The organism is Saccharopolyspora hattusasensis, from assembly GCF_050972075.1.
GTDB lineage: Bacteria > Actinomycetota > Actinomycetes > Mycobacteriales > Pseudonocardiaceae > Saccharopolyspora > Saccharopolyspora hattusasensis.
Genome location: NZ_JBPCDC010000001.1, coordinates 3,606,867 through 3,624,087 on the forward strand (window position 1 = coordinate 3,606,867; position 17,221 = coordinate 3,624,087).

The window sequence follows — 17,221 nt, forward strand, 5'->3', positions numbered from 1 at the left end:
GGCCAGGGGGTTGCGGTGGCCGAGGTTCCAGAAGAGCTCGTCGGCCTCGCACCGACGAGCGCGCCAGTGATGGCACCGATGTTGGCAGTTCCGAGAAGATTTGTCCGGGGCAGACGCAATTCCGCAATTCCACGAAACAAAAGAATGCGGGCACCCGCAACAGCGAGTGCCCGCCTTCTTACAGCGAGTCAGCTGCTCACTTGAGGGAGACCGAAGCGCCGGCCTCTTCCAGCTTGGCCTTGGCCTCGTTGGCCTTCTCCTTGTCGACCTTCTCCAGGATCGGCTTCGGGGCGCCCTCGACGAGCTCCTTGGCCTCCTTCAGGCCCAGGCCCGAGACGATCTCGCGGACGACCTTGATGACCTGGATCTTCTTTTCGCCGGCACCCTCGAGGATGACGTCGAACTCGTCCTGCTCCTCAGCGGCCGGGGCAGCGCCGGCGGCCGGGCCGGCCACGACCGCGGCCGGGGCGGCGGCGGTGACGTCGAAGGTCTCCTCGAACTGCTTCACGAACCCCGACAGCTCCAGGAGGGTCATCTCCTTGAAGACGTCCAACAGCTCTTCGTTGCTCAGCTTCGCCACGGCGGCGTTCCTTTCCGTTTGATGCCCGGGCACCGGCAGTGTCCGGGTGGGGTTCTTCTACGACCGACAACCACGTCCACTGGGGACTCAGGCGTCGGCGTCGCCCTTCTTCTCCTGCAGGGCGACAGCCAACCGAGCCACCTGGGTCGCCGGCGCGGCGAACAGCGCGGCGGCCTGGCCCATCTTGGCCTTCATGGCACCGGCCAACTTGGACAGGGTGACCTCGCGGGAGTCGAGGTCGGCAATGCTCTCGACCTCGTTCACGGACAGCGCGCGGCCGTCCATGTAACCGCCCTTGATCACCAGGGCATTGTTGTCCTTGGCGAATTCACGCAGAGCCTTGGCCGCGTCGACCGGCTCGCCCTCCACGAAGGCGATCGCGGTCGGGCCGACGAACAGGTCGTCGAGGCCCTCGACGCCGGACTGCTCGGCGGCACGCTTGACCAGCGTGTTCTTCGCGACACGGTACGTCGTGCCCACACCGAGGGCACGGCGCAGCTCAGACAGCTGCGCCATGGACAGCCCGCGGTACTCGGTCACGACTGCAGCGGTCGCGGTGTTGAACCGCTCCGCGATCTCGCTGACCGCATCAACCTTGTCGGGCTTCGCCATGTCGCCTCCTCTCTATTTCCGACTGTGATCCGCATCCAGCCGGTCCTGAGACGACAAAACGCCCCGGCGCAGCAAGCACGGGGCGTCAAGATCATGGGCGCGCTGAGCACGCAACGATAGCCTCGTCCCTCCTGCGCGGGCCGCCCGCATCTCACGGGACCTTAGTTCTCCCCGCCCCTCGCGGAGCACGGAGAAGACCAGCGGTCTTGGGTGGAACCTCGACCAGGATACGCGACCCGATTCCACGCCCGCCAGGCACCCCGGTTCCGGCGGGTACAAGACCCTCCCGATGAAGTTCGCAGTTCGCGGCGCGCGCCCGCGAGATACCGGATCGCCGGTGGTGACCTCGGCGCCACGGGCGGGCATCATGTGGGGCGTGGCTGATCAGAACGAGTCGCACCGCCCGGAGCCCGGCGCCAACCTGCCGGCGAAACCGCACTCGGCGGAGGTCGTCGACGCCGAAGTCGTGGAGAGCTCGGTCGTCGAAAGCGACTTCGTGGCCGCCGATCCGCCCAAAGCCCCGCCTGTCGGCCCGCAGCAACCCGCCGACGACGCGGAATTCCGCCAGTACCAGCAGTTCCGGGAATTCCAGAAGTTCCGCGAATGGCAGCAGTCGCAAGGCGGCGACGTCGCGCCCCCGCCTCCCGCCGCGCCCCCGGCGGCGACGCCGAAGAAGCCCTGGTGGAAGCGGGCGCTGGGACTGCTGCGCTACAAACTGGTCCGCCGCCTCATCTACTTGCTGCTGGCCCTGCTGCTGCTCAACTACCTGTACAACAGCCTGACCGCCTCCTTCTTCGGCGGCTCCGGCGGCGACAGCACCGGCACCGGCAGCAACGGCGTGCCGATCGACTCGGTGCCGGTGAAGTCGGAGAACCCGCAGCAGGCGGTGCGCGGCGTCTACAACTGGCTGCGCGGGCCGAGCCCGGAGCGGACCTGCGACCTGTTCGACGCCACGGGCAAGTCCGGCTTCGCCGCCGCCCACCAGGCCCCGGACTGCGCCACCGCGGCGCGCCAGGTGCACGGCCAGATCGCCGACCCGAACGCCTACGCCAACCCGAAGTTCGACCACAACGCGGTGACGATCGTCGGCCCGGAGGCTCAGGTCCTCGGCTGCCGGATGCAGGTCAACGGCGGGCCCCGGCTCGGCAGCTTCAAACTCACCCAACAGCCCGACGGCGGCTGGGCGATCAGCGCCTACACCCTCCAAACCTCCAGCTGCGGCGGCTGATCGACGAGGATCGCCGGCCCCGCCAGCCCCGCCGGCCGCCCCCCTGCCGATCGGGGCCTGGAAAGCGGGAAGGGCGGGCCGCTCCGGGGAGCGGCCCGCCCTTCCCGGCGGAACTTCGGGTATCAGGCCGAGGCCGTGATGCCGCGAGTCGCGTTCGGGTCGACCGGGATGCCCGGGCCCATCGTGGTGCTGAAGGTGACCTTCTTCAGGTACCGGCCCTTCGACACCGACGGCTTGGCGCGCAGGATCTCATCCAGCGCCGCCGCGTAGTTCTCCACCAGCTTTTCGGTGTCGAAGGACGCCTTGCCGATGATGAAGTGCAGGTTGGCCTGCTTGTCGACGCGGAAGTTGATCTTACCGCCCTTGATGTCCGCGACCGCCTTGGTGACGTTCGGGGTGACGGTGCCGGTCTTCGGGTTCGGCATCAGGCCGCGCGGGCCCAGCACCCGAGCGATCTTGCCGACCTTGGCCATCTGGTCCGGGGTGGCGATCGCCGCGTCGAAATCGAGCCAGCCGCCCTGAATGCGCTCGATCAGGTCCTCGGAACCAACCGCGTCCGCCCCGGCGGCCTCGGCCTCGGCGGCCTTGTCCCCGACGGCGAACACGATGACGCGGGCAGTCTTACCAGTGCCGTGCGGCAGGTTCACGGTGCCGCGGACCATCTGGTCTGCCTTGCGGGGGTCGACGCCCAGCCGCAGCGCCACCTCGACGGTGGCGTCGTACTTGACCTTGGCGGTCTTCTTCGCCAGCTCGGCCGCTTCCGTCGGCGCGTACAGCCGCGCGCGATCGATCAGCTCGGCCGCCTGCTGGTATGCCTTGCTGCGCTTTGCCATTTCTGTCCCTATCCCAGGTGGATCAGTTGTGGTTGGTCGGGCTGCGCTGGAGCCCTCCCACACGCCGTTTCCGGCTCGGTCAGCCCTCGACCGTCAGGCCCATCGACCGGGCGGTGCCAGCGATGATCTTGGCGGCCTGATCAATGTCGTTGGCGTTGAGGTCCGCCATCTTGGTCTGCGCAATCTCGCGGACCTGGTCCATGGAGACCTTGCCGACCTTGGTCTTGTGCGGCTCGCCGCTGCCCTTGGCCACGCCCGCCGCCTTGAGCAGCAGCTTGGCCGCCGGCGGGGTCTTCAGCGCGAAGCTGAACGAGCGGTCTTCGAACACGGAGATCTCGACCGGCACGACGTTGCCACGCTGGCTCTCCGTGGCGGCGTTGTAGGCCTTGCAAAACTCCATGATGTTGACGCCGTGCTGACCCAGCGCCGGGCCGACGGGCGGGGCCGGGTTGGCCTGGCCGGCCTGGATCTGCAGCTTGATGATCGCTGCGAGCTTCTTCTTCTTGGGCGGCATGTTTGCTTCCTGTGTCTTCGCTATCCGGTTGCCCGGCCCCACCTAGTGGCGGGGCCGAATCTGGCGAGACCACGAAACGGTGGCTTCGCCCGGTTCTGCGCGCGGGTCCTGCCAGATCCGCGCGCAGCCGCCGCGCTCCCGCACCGCGGGAGGGCGGTCAGATCTTGGAAACCTGGTTGAACGACAGCTCAACCGGGGTTTCGCGGCCGAAGATCGACACCAGCACCTTGAGCTTCTGGGCGTCCGGGTTGACCTCGTTGATCGTCGCGGGCAGCGTCGCGAACGGCCCGTCCATGACGGTCACGGACTCGCCGACCTCGAAGTCGACCTCGACCGCGGGCTTGGCGGCGGCCTGCGCGGCGCCCTTCTTGCCCGGCTCGCCCTTCTTCTCCTCGACCTGCGGCGCGAGGAACTTCAGCACCTCGTCGATGGTCAGCGGCGACGGCTTGGAAGTGGCGCCGACGAAGCCGGTGACACCCGGCGTGTTGCGCACCGCGCTCCAGGACGCGTCGTTGAGCTCCATCCGAACCAGGATGTAGCCGGGCAGCACCTTGCGCTGCACCAGCTTGCGCTGGCCGTTCTTGATCTCGGTGACCTCTTCGGTCGGCACCTCGACCTGGAAGATGAAGTCCTCGACGTCGAGCGTCTGGGCCCGCGTTTCGAGGTTGGTCTTGACCTTGTTTTCGTAGCCCGCGTAGGAGTGCACGACGTACCAGTCGCCGGGCGCGCGTCGCAGCGCTGCGCGCAGCTCCTCGACCGGGTCGGGCTCCGCGGCCGCTTCCTCACCGGCTTCGCCGGTCTCGTCAGCATCCGGGGCCTCCTCGGCCTCGGCTGGCGCCTCGGTCTCGTCGGCCGAACCGGTGTCCTCGCCGGAGTCGGCGCCGTCGGCGGAATCGACTGCGTCGACCGAGTCCGCGGTCGCCTCGGCCTGCTCGGCCTCGGGCTGCACCTGCTCGTCGGTGAGGCCGGTGGATTCCTGGCCCTCGTGGGAGGTCACAGTCGGTCTCGCTTCCTCTCGTGCGTTGCGTGCCGGGTCGTCGTTCCGCCGCCGGCACCACCTAGCGCGGGGCCGGAGATGTTCAGCCGGAGCCGAACAGCCAGCCCACACCCTTGGCGAAGAGCACGTCCACGCCGGCCACGAACGCCACCATGATGCTGACGAAGACCAGCACCACGAGGGTGTAGGTCGCCAGCGCCTTGCGCGTCGGCCAGATGACCTTGCGCAGTTCGGCGACGACCTCGCGCAGGAAGCGTCCGATCTTCCGGAACAGCGAAACCCGGCCCTGTCGGCCATCCCGCGACGGGGTTGGCCGACCCTTCGACTCAGTTGTGCGGGTCGAGTTCGCTTCGGCCGAACCCGACTCGCCGGACCGGCCCTTGCGACCGGCCGGGCGGGCGGAAGCGCGGCGCTCGCGCCGCGCCGCGGCGCTGGACGGACGGGCGGCGTTCTCGCGCGCTCCGTCCTGCTCCTGCTCGCGGTCCTCGCTCACGCCCATCCTCCGCTCACCGTCGCATCGACGCAGGGGTGACAGGACTTGAACCTGCAACCTGCGGTTTTGGAGACCGCTGCTCTGCCAATTGAGCTACACCCCTTTGCGGCCCTGGAACTCGACCGCATTCGGGACGCCCGCCACCGGCCGTGGAACTGGGGTTCCACGGTGTTCAGGCATCCCAGGTACGAAAGTGTACGGCACGCCGACGACCTTGCTCCAACGGCACCCCCCGGTACGGGTCCATGAACAACTTCGCCGCTGGTGGGGAGCGTGTCCGACGACACGCCGGGTCTGCCAGGATGCTGTCATGGCCGCACCTCAGACAGACCAAGGGACCAATGCGCGGGTGTCCGCGCGGATCGGCGGGATCAGCGAGTCCGCCACGCTGGCCGTGGACGCCAAGGCGAAGGCGCTCAAGGCCGCCGGCCGGCCGGTGATCGGCTTCGGCGCCGGTGAGCCGGACTTCCCGACGCCGCAGCCGATCGTCGACGCCGCGATCGCCGCCTGCTCCGATCCGAAGAACCACCGCTACAGCCCGGCAGCCGGCCTGCCGGAACTGCGCGAGGCCATCGCCGCGAAGACCCTGCGCGACTCCGCCTACACCGTGCAGGCCAGCCAGGTGTTGGTGACCAACGGCGGTAAGCAGGCCGTCTATCAGGCGTTCCAGACGCTGCTCGACCCGGGCGACGAGGTACTGCTACCGGCGCCGTACTGGACCACCTACCCGGAGGCGATCACCCTGCCGGGTGGTGTTCCGGTGGTGGTGCCAGCCGACGAGTCGACGGGCTACCTGGTGTCCGTCGAGCAGCTGGAGGCCGCGCGGACCCCGCGCACCAAGGTGCTGCTGTTCAACTCGCCGTCCAACCCGACCGGCGCGATCTACCCGCCGGAGCAGGTCGAGGCGATCGGCCGCTGGGCCGTCGAGCAAGGCATCTGGGTGGTCACCGACGAGATCTACGAGCACCTGGTCTACGGCGACGCGCGGCACGTGTCGATGCCCGCGGTGGTGCCGGAGCTCGCCGACACCTGCGTGGTGCTCAACGGGGTCGCCAAGACCTATGCCATGACCGGCTGGCGGGTGGGCTGGATGATCGGCCCGCCGGACGTCATCAAGGCCGCCACGAACCTGCAGTCGCACCTGTCGTCGAACGTCGCCAACGTCTCGCAGCGGGCCGCGCTGGAGGCCGTCAGCGGATCGCTGGACGCGGTGCTGGAGATGCGCTCGGCGTTCGACCGCCGCCGCCGCAAGATCGTCGAGCTGCTCTCGGCGATCCCCGGCGTCAGCTGCCCGGAGCCGCAGGGCGCGTTCTACGCGTACCCGTCGGTGAAGGGCCTGCTGGGCAAGGAGATCCGCGGCGTCCGCCCGCAGACCAGCGTGGAACTGGCGAGCCTGGTCCTGGAGCAGGCCGAGGTCGCGGTGGTGCCGGGCGAGGCGTTCGGCACGCCGGGCTACTTCCGCCTCTCCTACGCCCTTGGTGACGAGGACCTCGTCACCGGTGTGACCCGGATGGCGGAACTCCTCGGCGAAGCCAAGTAGTCGTTCAACGATTGAAGGGCACCTCCGGTCGGCTTCGCCAGTCGGAGGTGCCCTTCACTTTTAACGCGATCGAGGGGGCGTGGGACCCGTTGGTGGGTCGAGTGGGGGCACTCGCGCCCCGGTTATCCGGTCACTCGGAGAGGCGGACGGTGGCCGTGGCGCCGCCGAGGACTCCCTGGTCCGCGCTGCGGGCCGTGATGTTGACCTTGACCGTGCCGTCCTCGTTCTTCTTCGCGATCTTGCCCGACACCTCGACCAGCGCGCCGGTGCCGTCGTCGGGGACCACGACGGGCCGGGTGAACCGCACGCCGTAGTGCACGATCGCGCCCGGATCGCCGGTCCACTCGCTCACCAGGCGACCGGCGACGGCCATCGTGAGCATGCCGTGGGCGATCACGTCCGGCAGGCCGACCCCGGTGGCGAACCGCTCGTTCCAGTGGATCGGGTTGAAGTCGCCGGAGGCGCCCGCGTAGCGGACCAGGTCGGCGCGGGTGAGCGGCACGCTCAGCGCCGGCAGCTGGTCGCCGACGGCGACCTCGGACATCCGCGCGCTCATGCCAGTTCCACCTCTCCGCGTTTCACAGTTGTGATTACGTCCGGCTCAATCTCGCATTTCGCGGTTTCTTGTGGCTGGTTTGCGTCACGTTCCCCTGAGAGCCTGTTGGTGAATGGTCTGGGTGGGTGGTCGCTTAGCGGAACCTGAGAGGTTCCCTGGACTGCGGGTGCCCCTCCTGATGTATGTCCAATACACGGCGGAGAGGCCGTCCTCGCCAGAAAACCTCTCAGAACCCGCCGATGGTCGTCTTGGCAAGGTGAATGCAAGCGGCTACGCCGCTTCCAAAGGCGCGGACGGCATTCGCCGACAGGCTCTGAGGTGCGGTTGAGGAGGACTCGGGTTGACACAGGGCTACTCATGCGCCCTCCCCCTCTTCGGTGGTGCCGCGGGCCACGAGCGTCGACTTCGCGGTGCACACCGGCTCGCCGTCGACGGTGCCGATCTCGGCCCGCACCGTCAGGAAGTCGTTGCCCGCGCGGGCATTTATGCCGTCCACGTGCACCACCGTGACGAGCCGGTCACCGGCCCGGATCGGCCGGTGGTGGGTGAAGTCCTGCTGCCCGTGCACCACGCGGCTGTAGTCCAGGCCGAGCTGCGGGTCCTCGACGATCGCGTCGTGCGCGGCCATCGAGAGGATCACCGCGAAGGTCGGCGGCGCGATCACGTCCGGGTATCCGGCGGCCTTGGCGGCGTCGGCGTCGCGGTACAGCGGGGAGTCGTCCTTGATCGCCGCGGCGAACTCGCGGATCTTCTCCCGGCCCACCTCGTAGGGCGCGGTGGGCGGGTACTCACGTCCGATGAATGACTCGTCAAGCGGCACGCCCGCAGGCTACCCGACCAGGTGAAGGCCACCCGCGCCTAAGCAACCGGAGCACGGGCGCCCTCACCAAACGCAATCAGGCTGCGTTCCACGCGGCGCCTTCGCTCACTACGATCACCAGGTGCCGGAATGCAAGAAGCCCGCCCCCTGCCGGGGACGGGCTCGAAGCTTCGACCAGGAGCTGGTCGATGATCAGACCGGAGGACGACACCTCACGCGAGGAGCCGACCACCGCACCGTGCGGGCTTGGGGGCTCGGCCCCCAATTAACGCCCTGACCGAGCCCCGGCGAAGCGCGAAGCACGAGCAGGACTCGCCCGATCGGTCAGCGGGTTTCCTTGTGCAGCTTGTGCGTACCGCAGTTCGGGCAGAACTTCTTCATCTCCAAGCGGTCCGGGTCGTTGCGCCGGTTCTTGTTGGTGATGTAGTTGCGGTGCTTGCACTCCTCGCACGCCAGCGTGATCTTGGGTCGAACGTCGGTGGCGGCCACGGGGGTGCCTTTCTGTCTCGGTGGTACTCCGGAACGGTTCGCTGGAGACCCGAGCGAACCCGTGACTGGTAGCGGTGGCCGGACTTGAACCGGCGACACAGCGATTATGAGCCGCTTGCTCTACCGACTGAGCTACACCGCCATGCTGAAAACCTAGGTGCACGCACCTGGCGTCTCAGCCGACGCAGGATATCCCACGCAAAACAGCCACAGCACCCAGTTTACCGAGCACCGCAGCTGCCTTTCGAGCCCCAATACGGAATCGAACCGTAGACCTTCTCCTTACCATGGAGACGCTCTGCCGACTGAGCTATTGGGGCGTTTCCTTGCGGAACGTCTAGAACTTTACACACCACCCGCACCCCCTCGAAACAGGGGGTCCGTTCACGTGAAAACACTGGTCACGGCGCGGTTTTCGGGCCAGGAGCGACAGGAACCACCGATAGCCGGCCTCAGTGCAGGAGTGTGAGGACGGTCTCGGATCGGGCACCGCGGTCGCGCTTGGTGCGGGCCTGCAGCCACGCCTCGAACCGCTCCTCGGACAGCGGCCGCGAGATCAGGTAGCCCTGAGCGACGTCGCAGCCCATCTTCACGAGCTGGTCGCGCGCGGCGTCGTCCTCCACGCCCTCGGCGACCACCGCCAGGTCCAGCGAGTGCCCGAGCTCGACGATGGAGCGGACCACGGCCATGTCGCCGAGGTCGGTGCCCATGCCGAGCACGAAGCTCTTGTCGATCTTCACCTCGTCCACCGGCAGCTGCCGCAGGTAGGCCAGCGACGAGTACCCGGTGCCGAAGTCGTCCACCGCCAGCACCACGCCCATCGCGTGCAACCGGCGCAGCAACGGCAGCGAGCGCTCCGGGTCGGCCATCACGCCGGACTCGGTCAGCTCGAAGGTGAGCAGCTCCGGCGGGATGTCGTGGCGCACCAGCGCCTCGCCGACCCGGTCCGGGAAGGTCTCGTCGGCGAGGTTGTGCACCGACAGGTTCACCGCCACCGACATCCGCAACCCGCGGTCCATCCACTGCCGGATCTTGACCAGCGAGCACTCCATGACGAAAAAGGTGAGCGCGTCGACCAGGCCGGTCGCCTCCACCAGCGGCACGAACTCGTCCGGATCCAGCCGCCCGTACTCCGGGTGCGACCAGCGCACCAGCGCCTCGGCGCCCACCACCTGGCGGACAGGCAGCGCGACCTTCGGCTGGTAGTGCACCTCGACCTGTCCGGAGTCCAGCGCCTGCCGGAACTGGGTGACCAGCTGGAAGCGGCGCAGGAAAACCTGGCCCATCGCGGGGGCGTAGCCACGCACGCCGTCCTCGCCGTTGCGGGCCGCCCGGACCGCGACATCGGAGCGCTGCAGGAGGGTGTCGATATCGGTCTCGCACTCGCCGTCCGCAGGCGCGGACGAGGCGTACCCGGCGACGCCTGCGGCCTCCACCACGATGCGGTCCAGCGGGTACGGCTCGGCGATCACCTCGCGCAGATGCCGGGCGAACTCGTGCGCCTGGGCCTCGCTGTGGTCCAGCAGGAGCACCGCGAAGGAGTTCGCTTCGAGCCGGGCCAGCGGCGCCTCTCCCAGCGCCTCCTGCATCCGCCGCCCGGCGGCGACGATCATCCGGTCGCCCCAGGTGTAGCCGAGGGCCTCGCTGACCGTGGTGAGCACGTCGAGGTCCACCCGCAGCACGACCACGGTGCGCCCGTTGTGCAGTTCCTCGGCCGCCATCTCGCGGAATCCGGTGCGGTTGAGCAGTCGGGTCAGCGGATCGTGGTAGGCGTCGTGGCGCAGCCTCGCGAGCAGCCGCCGGTTGTCCATCGCGGTCGCGAGATGGCTCGCCAGGGTGTGCAGCAGCCGCACGTCGGCCCGGCCGAAGCCGCGCCACCGGCTGACCCGGTCGTGCACCTCGACGGCACCAAGCAGCTGGCTCGCGCCGCGCAGCGGCACGACCAGCGCCTCGTACGCGCCGCGTTGGCGCAGCGCCCGCCGCACCTCTTCGGGCGCCTCCAGCGTCCGGAAGGAACGCACGTGGCTGCCCGGCAGCTGGAGCAGCGGGTCGTCGCGCAGCGCCGAAGGCGCGGCCTGTTCCGCCAGCTCGGGCAGCGGTTCGCCCGCGACCAGCGTGCTGACCTCCCCGCTGGGGTTCAGCCGCAGCCGCAGCACCACCCGGGTCGCGTTGAGCTGCTCCCGAATCCGCTCCGCGACCGGCTCCCACTCGCTGACCGACACCTCCGGCTCGCCGGCGACGGAGTCGGACGGGCCGTGCGGGGCGGTCTGCCCGGAACGGGCCACACTGAGGCTGACGTCGCTGAGCGCCTCCAGGTCGCGCTGCTCGCGCAGCAGGCCGGAGTAGGCGCGGTACAGGCCGATCACGGCCACCGCGACCAGCGCCACCAGCAGCCAACCCCACGGGGTGCTGATCGAGACCTCGTAGCCGACCAGACCGACCGACGTGTTGAGCAGGCCCACTGCCAGCGTGTTCACCGCGAGCCGCACCCCCGCGGACACCCGCATCGCACCGCCCAGCACGTGCAGCGCGGCGAGCGCGAAAGCGCAGCTGATCAGCGGCGAGGTCAGGGTTCCGAGGACCGGGCCGAACCAGGCCGGGGCCACCCCGGCCAGCGCCAGGCTGACCGCGTTGGCCACCGCGAACGGCACCGCGATCTCCAGGCACAGTACGCCCGCGTTGTAGACCACGTGGGTGGCCGCACGACGCCCGACCTGCGCACCGAGCCCGGCCAGCAGGTTCGCCGCGAGCACCACCTCGAACGGCACCGTCAGCAGCCCGAGGATCAGCGGGATCTCGGTGAACGAGATGGTCCAGCCGACCCGCTTCACGTCGACGTCGATGGTCAGCTGCTCGGCCAGCAGGAAGCCCATGGCCAGCAGCGGCCCGATGAACAGCAGGTCGGAGCGGTATTGGAAGGGCAACCACGCCGAGGTCGCCGCGGAGGCGAGCACGCCGACGCCGAGCACCGCGAAGGAGAAGCCGGTGAACATCCGGCGCCGGACCGGATCCACCTCGGCGCGCACCGGCGGGCGAGCAGCCTCCAGGCTGGATTGCGGAGCGAGGGAGCGGTGACGCTCGATCATCCACGCTCCTCCCACCCGGTGGCACGGGCGCACCCACATGATTGCCGTCGCCGATCGTGACGCACTACAGCACGGATCACCAGGGGCCAATGGCTCCCGCCGGATGTGCCGGACGCACGCACCGGCGTTGATCCACGTGGTCCGCGATGGCATGATCGCCCGGCGCCGCGAGTTGACCTGCAAAGACATCACAGCTTTCAACTAGCACCACGATCCGTGGGGCTTCGCGAAGCGCGAGCGCAGCACTTTGTGATGATCCCCGCACCAACCGATCGGCCCGAACACCGTACGCAATCGGCGGAAGCGGACCGTTACTGCTGCAGCCCGAACTCGTCCAGGAAATCCCGGATCGCGCAGTCCAGATCGGCCAACCCCGATTCCTCCACCGGGAGGTGGCCGGCGCTCTTGAGCGACGCGAAGCGGGTGGGCGCGGCGATCCGGTCGAAGAACTGCCGGGACAGCAGCGGCGGCGTCCACCGGTCTTCGTCGGGGTGCGCCAGCAGCAGCGGCGGCCCCGCGTAGTCCTCCGGCGCCACGGCCGGCGGCGCGGCCAGGCAGCTGCGGGCGAAGCCGAGCGTCAGCCAGCTGCCGCCGCCGATGGTGTCAGCCCACACCAGGTTGGCGAACTGGCCGTGGTTGGACGCCGCGGCGATGTTCGACAGCCAGTGCACCGGGACCCGCGCCGTCGAGAACGGCTTCGGGATCAGCGCCAGCAGCCCGGCCCACTGGGCCATTTCCGGCCGGGCCGCGAGCCGTCGGCGGACCTCGTCGCGCTGCGGGTCGGCCAGGCAGGTGGCGATGACCCCGGCCACCGCGCCGCCGGCCTTGGCGGCGACGTCGTAGGCGAGCCGGCCACCGGTGCTGATGCCGAGCAGCACGATCGGCCGTTCGTCGCGGGACCGCTCGTGCTCGACCAGATCCAGCACGCAGGACACCCAGTCCTGGTAGGTGATGCCACGCCGGGGCGTGGCGGTCAGCCCGAAGCCGGGCAGGTCGGGGGCGATGAATTCGAGGTCTACCAGCGACGGCAGCCGCCCGTACGGGGCGAGCATGCGGCCGTAGGTGCCAACTCCATGCAGCGCGATCAGCTTGGCCGGCGCGTGCGGGCGGGCGATGCGGTCGAGGTGCACCACGGTGCCGCGCCACGGCAACCACTGCTCGGCGGGCGCGTTCTCCTCGGTGATCCGGAGCGCACCGGGGAAGAAGTCCTGGTAACGGAGCCAGTACTGCTGATCGCGGTAGCCGGGGCCGACGACGGTGGCGGACCCTGGGGTGGATGGAGCCGGAGGCACACTTCGAACATACGGACCGGACGATGCGCATCAGCCAACAACAGGCACGCAACTGGTTCGCGCAGGCTCGGGTGGCACGCCTGGCCAGCGCCGATGAGCTGGGACGACCGCACCTGGTGCCGGTCGTCTTCGTGACGCGCGGGGATGTGATCGTCACCGCAGTGGACCGGAAGCCGAAGCGGACCGCGAACCTCAAGCGGCTGCGCAACATCGCGGCGAATCCGCGGGTGGCGCTGCTCGTGGACCACTACGAGGACGACTGGTCCCGCCTGTGGTGGGTCCGCGCCGACGGCGAGGCCGAGTTGGCCGAAAGCACCGCCCACCCGGACTTGCTCGCCGCGCTCGTGGCGAAGTACCCGCAGTACCGGGAGAACCCGCCGACCGGCACGCTGATCATGGTCCGGGTCACGCGCTGGAGCGGCTGGGCCTTCGCAGAGCGGTGATGACCAGGATCCGTGAGCGTTTTCGGGGGTTGTAGCGCCCGAAAACGCTCACGGGTGCTTTCGCTCCAGGTGGACGACATCCGAGTCGAGGTCGAGCGGGCCGCCGGCCTCGCGGTCGTCCTCCTTCACGACCTCCACCCAGGCGAGCTGCTCGAGCTGGTGCTTGGCCCCCGCGCTGAACAGGCCCTCGACGCCGAGCGCGGCGGAGGCCGTCCGGCGCTGCTCCGCAGATCGCACGCCGGGGGGCTGCTCAGCAGCGCGCTGCTCCCGCCGCCGCTTCGCGCGACCTGCTCGGTCAATGGCCATGCATCCAGGCTAGTCGGGCATCTGCGCTGCTGACGGCGCTGCCGACAATGCGCCAACCGCCCGCGCGGCCGGACCGACGACCGCCGGAGTTGGGTCAACTAGGCTGCGGTTCCGTGCCCGATCCGTACTTTGTCCTGGTCAGCACGGCGGAACTCGCGGACCTGGCGAGGGCGCTGGAGGTCGTCGACGGCCGCGCCGAGCTCAACCACCGTTACCGCAAGCTGATCGCCGACACCCGCCAGGTCCTGGCGGCCGAAGAGATCCGACTCACCCAGGCCCGCGGCATCGCCAAGCGGTTGATGGTACTGGTCAAGGCAGCCGGCCCGGGTTTCCGCGACGGACTGCCCGAGGTGGCCCGCACGGCGCTCGACGTGGGCCTGGCGCAGGCTGACGCGCTCGTCTTCCGTCCCGAGGGGGATTGAGCGGGGAACCCCCTGCGAAACCGGTGGCAGGCGGTATGTATTCTTTTCTTCGCAAGCCAGCAATGCTGGTGCGCAAGCCAGGTTGCCCGAGCGGCCAAAGGGAGCTGACTGTAAATCAGCCGGCATTGCCTTCGGAGGTTCGAATCCTCCACCTGGCACCCGCAAAACCGGCCCCGTGACCAGACAAAGTGGTCGCGGGGTCGGTTTTTGTGCACCGGGCACGCCGGGCACCGCGACCGGGACCAGGCCCCCAGCGCCGCCCGGTAGCGTGTATCCGCAGATGATTCGCAGATCCGCTGCTGCGGCCCAACGGGAGGTAGACAGGTGGCAAACCCGTCCTTCGACGTGGTGAGCAAGGTGGACCACCAAGAGGTGGACAACGCGCTGAACCAGGCGGCCAAGGAGCTCGCCAACCGGTTCGACTTCCGCGGCACCGGCTCCAAGATCCAGTGGTCCGGCGAGGAAGCCGTGGTGCTGGAGTCGGAGACCGAGGAGCGCTGCAAGGCCGCCATCGAGGTCTTCAAGGAGAAGCTGATCAAGCGAGGAATCTCGCTGAAGGCGCTGGACATGGGCGAGCCCGCCAGCTCCGGCCAGACCTACAAGGCCACCGGCAAGGTCGTGCAGGGCATCTCGCAGGACGTCGCGAAGAAGATCTCCAAGAAGATCCGCGACGAGGGCCCGAAGGGCGTGCAGGCCCAGATCCAGGGTGAGCAGCTGCGGGTGTCCGGCAAGAAGAAGGACGACCTGCAGGCCGTGATCCAGTTGCTGAAGTCGAGCGACTTCGACGTCGCGCTCCAGTTCGAAAATTTCCGGTAATCCACCGCTGGAGGTATCCGGGTGAAGGGGATCGTGCTGGCGGGTGGCAACGGGACTCGGCTGCATCCGCTGACGCAGGCCGTGTCCAAGCAGCTGCTGCCGGTGTACGACAAGCCGATGATCTACTACCCGCTGTCGGTGCTGATGCTGGCCGGCATCCGGGACGTGCTGCTGATCTCGACCCCTGCCGACATGCCGTTGTTCCAGCGGCTGCTCGGGGACGGGTCACAGTTCGGCATCCAGATCGAGCACGCCGAGCAGGTCCAGCCCAACGGGCTCGCCGAGGCGTTCGTGATCGGTGCCGACTTCGTCGGCGACGACTCGGTGGCGCTAGTGCTCGGCGACAACATCTTTTACGGGCAGGGCTTCTCCGGGATCCTCCAGCAGTGCGTCCGGGACCTCGACGGCTGCACGCTGTTTGGCTACCCGGTCCGCGACCCGCAGCGCTACGGCGTCGGCGAGGTGGACGACGACGGTCGGCTGGTGTCCATCGTGGAGAAGCCGGAGCAGCCGAAGTCCAACATGGCCATCACCGGCCTGTACTTCTACGACAACGACGTGGTGCGCATCGCCAAGGGGCTCACGCCGTCGGCCCGCGGCGAGCTGGAGATCACCGACGTCAACCTGGCCTACCTGCAGGAGGGCCGGGCGCACCTGACCAAGTTGGGCCGCGGTTTCGCCTGGCTGGACACCGGGACCCACGACTCGCTAGTGGAGGCCTCGCAGTTCGTGCAGGTGCTGGAGCACCGGCAGGGCGTCCGGATCGCCTGCCTGGAGGAGATCGCCCTGCACATGCTCTACATCTCGGCCGACGACTGCTTCGCGCTGGGCGCGAAGCAGGCCAAGTCGGGCTACGGCGAGTACGTCATGGACGTCGCCCGCAACTCCGGTGCACGGGCCTGACCGAGGTCTGCCGCAATTTCAATGGAAATCGAATGTCGAATGTCCGATTTCCATAGAAATTGAAGGTCCGATTTCAATGGAAATCGCGGACCGTCGGTGTGTCGTAGTCCGGCGCGCCGATATCCCGGGCGGCGTTTCACCAGGCCGGGGGGAGTTGGTGGCCGGCCATGCCCTCCAGGCGGCGAATGCGCTCGGCCATCGGCGGGTGCGTGGAGAACAGCCGGGCCAGCCGCTCTCCGGGGCGGAACGGGTTGGCGATCATCAGGTGCGACTGCGACACCAGCTGGGGCTCCGGTGACAGCGGCGTCTGCTGGGTTCCGCGCTCCAGCTTGCGCAGCGCGGACGCCAGCGCGAGCGGATCCCCCGTCAGCTGCGCCCCGGACGCGTCGGCCTGGTACTCGCGGGACCGGGTGACGGCCATCTGCACCACGGCCGCGGCGATCGGGCCCAGCAGCGCCACCAGCAGCATCGCGAACAAGTTGGGCCGGTCCTCGTCCTGGCCGCCGAACATGCCGAAGAACATCCCGAAGTTGGCCAAGAACGTGACCACGCTGGCCAGCGCCCCGGCGACGCTGGAGATCAGGATGTCGCGGTTGTAGACGTGGGAGAGCTCGTGACCGAGGACGGCGCGCAGCTCGCGCTCGTTGAGTAGTTCGAGGATCCCGGCCGTGCAGCACACTGCGGCGTTGCGCGGGTTCCGGCCGGTGGCGAAGGCGTTGGGCGCCCGCGTCGGACTGATGTAGAGCGCGGGCATCGGCTGCCTCGCCGAGGTCGCCAGCTCCCGCACGATCCGGTACATGGCGGGCTGTTCGGCCTCCGACACCGGCCGGGCGCGCATCGCGCGCAGGGCCAGGTTCGCCGAGTTGAAGTACGCGTAGCCGTTCATACCAAGCGCCACGAAGAACGCGATGACCAGGCCGGTCCGGCCGAAGATCGACCCGACCAGAAGCACCAGCGCGCTCATGCCGCCGAGCAGCAGCGCGGTCTTCAAACCGTTGACGTGACTGTGCACCGTGCCTGCCTCCGCCCAAGGGCTCATCCGGTCATCGGTGAGATCGCCGGATTGCCTCTCGTGAGACCTTTCCACCTATTCCGAAGGTCACCCAGAAAACGAGCAGGCGCAGGTCGTAGTTCCGCCGAGCGAATGTGCTGAAGCCAACGTCTCAGGAGGTGAGCCCACCATCAGTATCGAGCCCGGGGGTGCAGGCCACCCTGGCCAAGGGCATCGCCGTGGTCGGCCCCACCATCAGCATCGAGCTCGGGAGGCAGGCGGTCCTGGCGCAGTAGCCCA

Annotated in this window: 19 protein-coding genes and 4 tRNA genes; 7 read left to right on the plus strand and 16 right to left on the minus strand. The window is 68.8% G+C overall.

What is annotated here, in order from left to right:
• Positions 1-196: 196 nt before the first annotated feature.
• Positions 197-580: a 50S ribosomal protein L7/L12 gene (rplL, locus tag ACRXBZ_RS16625; RefSeq protein WP_168585529.1), complete on the minus strand. Its 384-nt coding sequence runs from the start codon at positions 578-580 to the stop codon at positions 197-199.
• A gap of 87 nt (positions 581-667) precedes the next feature.
• Positions 668-1,192, minus strand: coding sequence for a 50S ribosomal protein L10 (gene rplJ / locus ACRXBZ_RS16630; protein ID WP_168585530.1), 525 nt, complete (start codon positions 1,190-1,192; stop codon positions 668-670).
• A 340-nt stretch (positions 1,193-1,532) separates the two neighbouring features.
• On the opposite strand from rplJ, the gene ACRXBZ_RS16635 reads away from it, so the two are divergent.
• Positions 1,533-2,420, plus strand: a complete 888-nt coding sequence (locus ACRXBZ_RS16635; protein ID WP_433879873.1) for a hypothetical protein — start codon at positions 1,533-1,535, stop codon at positions 2,418-2,420.
• A gap of 122 nt (positions 2,421-2,542) precedes the next feature.
• Here ACRXBZ_RS16635 and rplA read toward each other — a convergent pair whose 3' ends face one another.
• The 5 genes from rplA to ACRXBZ_RS16660 all read right to left on the minus strand — a co-directional run bounded on the left by rplA (position 2,543) and on the right by ACRXBZ_RS16660 (position 5,360).
• On the minus strand, positions 2,543-3,253 hold the full coding sequence (gene rplA, locus ACRXBZ_RS16640; protein WP_168585531.1) for a 50S ribosomal protein L1: 711 nt from the start codon (positions 3,251-3,253) through the stop codon (positions 2,543-2,545).
• A gap of 79 nt (positions 3,254-3,332) precedes the next feature.
• Entirely contained in the window at positions 3,333-3,767 is a 435-nt protein-coding gene (gene rplK, locus ACRXBZ_RS16645; protein WP_093265707.1) for a 50S ribosomal protein L11, read from the minus strand.
• 157 nt (positions 3,768-3,924) lie between these two features.
• Positions 3,925-4,764, minus strand: coding sequence for a transcription termination/antitermination protein NusG (gene nusG / locus ACRXBZ_RS16650; RefSeq protein WP_168585532.1), 840 nt, complete (start codon positions 4,762-4,764; stop codon positions 3,925-3,927).
• A gap of 82 nt (positions 4,765-4,846) precedes the next feature.
• Complete coding sequence (secE, locus tag ACRXBZ_RS16655) at positions 4,847-5,257, minus strand: preprotein translocase subunit SecE (RefSeq protein WP_010315511.1); 411 nt, start codon at positions 5,255-5,257, stop codon at positions 4,847-4,849.
• Positions 5,258-5,287: 30 nt separating this feature from the next.
• Positions 5,288-5,360, minus strand: a tRNA-Trp gene (locus ACRXBZ_RS16660).
• Positions 5,361-5,567: 207 nt separating this feature from the next.
• Between ACRXBZ_RS16660 and ACRXBZ_RS16665 the strand changes: the two genes are divergently transcribed.
• Positions 5,568-6,797, plus strand: coding sequence for a pyridoxal phosphate-dependent aminotransferase (locus tag ACRXBZ_RS16665; RefSeq protein WP_433879874.1), 1,230 nt, complete (start codon positions 5,568-5,570; stop codon positions 6,795-6,797).
• Positions 6,798-6,927: 130 nt separating this feature from the next.
• On the opposite strand, the gene ACRXBZ_RS16670 is transcribed toward ACRXBZ_RS16665, so the two are convergent.
• The 7 genes from ACRXBZ_RS16670 to ACRXBZ_RS16700 all read right to left on the minus strand — a co-directional run bounded on the left by ACRXBZ_RS16670 (position 6,928) and on the right by ACRXBZ_RS16700 (position 13,040).
• Positions 6,928-7,353 (minus strand): MaoC family dehydratase, encoded by a 426-nt coding sequence (locus ACRXBZ_RS16670; RefSeq protein ID WP_168585535.1) that lies wholly within the window; start codon positions 7,351-7,353, stop codon positions 6,928-6,930.
• A gap of 355 nt (positions 7,354-7,708) precedes the next feature.
• A complete protein-coding gene (locus tag ACRXBZ_RS16675) occupies positions 7,709-8,173 on the minus strand; it encodes an FAS1-like dehydratase domain-containing protein (protein ID WP_433879875.1) in 465 nt (154 codons plus the stop codon).
• Positions 8,174-8,497: 324 nt separating this feature from the next.
• Positions 8,498-8,662, minus strand: coding sequence for a 50S ribosomal protein L33 (gene rpmG / locus ACRXBZ_RS16680; protein ID WP_010315521.1), 165 nt, complete (start codon positions 8,660-8,662; stop codon positions 8,498-8,500).
• Positions 8,663-8,728: 66 nt separating this feature from the next.
• A tRNA-Met gene (locus tag ACRXBZ_RS16685) sits at positions 8,729-8,804 on the minus strand.
• A gap of 105 nt (positions 8,805-8,909) precedes the next feature.
• Positions 8,910-8,982 (minus strand) — tRNA-Thr (locus ACRXBZ_RS16690).
• A gap of 132 nt (positions 8,983-9,114) precedes the next feature.
• Positions 9,115-11,748: a putative bifunctional diguanylate cyclase/phosphodiesterase gene (locus ACRXBZ_RS16695; RefSeq protein ID WP_433879876.1), complete on the minus strand. Its 2,634-nt coding sequence runs from the start codon at positions 11,746-11,748 to the stop codon at positions 9,115-9,117.
• Positions 11,749-12,059: 311 nt separating this feature from the next.
• Complete coding sequence (locus ACRXBZ_RS16700; protein WP_433879877.1) at positions 12,060-13,040, minus strand: alpha/beta hydrolase; 981 nt, start codon at positions 13,038-13,040, stop codon at positions 12,060-12,062.
• Positions 13,041-13,063: 23 nt separating this feature from the next.
• Between ACRXBZ_RS16700 and ACRXBZ_RS16705 the strand changes: the two genes are divergently transcribed.
• On the plus strand, positions 13,064-13,483 hold the full coding sequence (locus ACRXBZ_RS16705; protein ID WP_433879878.1) for a TIGR03668 family PPOX class F420-dependent oxidoreductase: 420 nt from the start codon (positions 13,064-13,066) through the stop codon (positions 13,481-13,483).
• Positions 13,484-13,531: 48 nt separating this feature from the next.
• Here the strand turns inward: ACRXBZ_RS16705 and ACRXBZ_RS16710 are convergent, their stop codons facing one another.
• Positions 13,532-13,789, minus strand: a complete 258-nt coding sequence (locus tag ACRXBZ_RS16710; protein WP_433879879.1) for a hypothetical protein — start codon at positions 13,787-13,789, stop codon at positions 13,532-13,534.
• A gap of 113 nt (positions 13,790-13,902) precedes the next feature.
• Between ACRXBZ_RS16710 and ACRXBZ_RS16715 the strand changes: the two genes are divergently transcribed.
• From ACRXBZ_RS16715 to rfbA, 4 genes are all read left to right on the plus strand, one after another.
• On the plus strand, positions 13,903-14,211 hold the full coding sequence (locus ACRXBZ_RS16715) for a hypothetical protein (RefSeq protein WP_433879880.1): 309 nt from the start codon (positions 13,903-13,905) through the stop codon (positions 14,209-14,211).
• Positions 14,212-14,287: 76 nt separating this feature from the next.
• Positions 14,288-14,369: transfer RNA gene (locus ACRXBZ_RS16720), tRNA-Tyr, on the plus strand.
• 166 nt (positions 14,370-14,535) lie between these two features.
• On the plus strand, positions 14,536-15,027 hold the full coding sequence (locus ACRXBZ_RS16725) for a YajQ family cyclic di-GMP-binding protein (RefSeq protein ID WP_168585543.1): 492 nt from the start codon (positions 14,536-14,538) through the stop codon (positions 15,025-15,027).
• Positions 15,028-15,048: 21 nt separating this feature from the next.
• A complete protein-coding gene (gene rfbA, locus ACRXBZ_RS16730; protein WP_433879881.1) occupies positions 15,049-15,930 on the plus strand; it encodes a glucose-1-phosphate thymidylyltransferase RfbA in 882 nt (293 codons plus the stop codon).
• A gap of 136 nt (positions 15,931-16,066) precedes the next feature.
• Here rfbA and htpX read toward each other — a convergent pair whose 3' ends face one another.
• Positions 16,067-16,942, minus strand: a complete 876-nt coding sequence (gene htpX, locus ACRXBZ_RS16735) for a zinc metalloprotease HtpX (protein ID WP_433883898.1) — start codon at positions 16,940-16,942, stop codon at positions 16,067-16,069.
• Positions 16,943-17,221 lie beyond the last annotated feature (279 nt).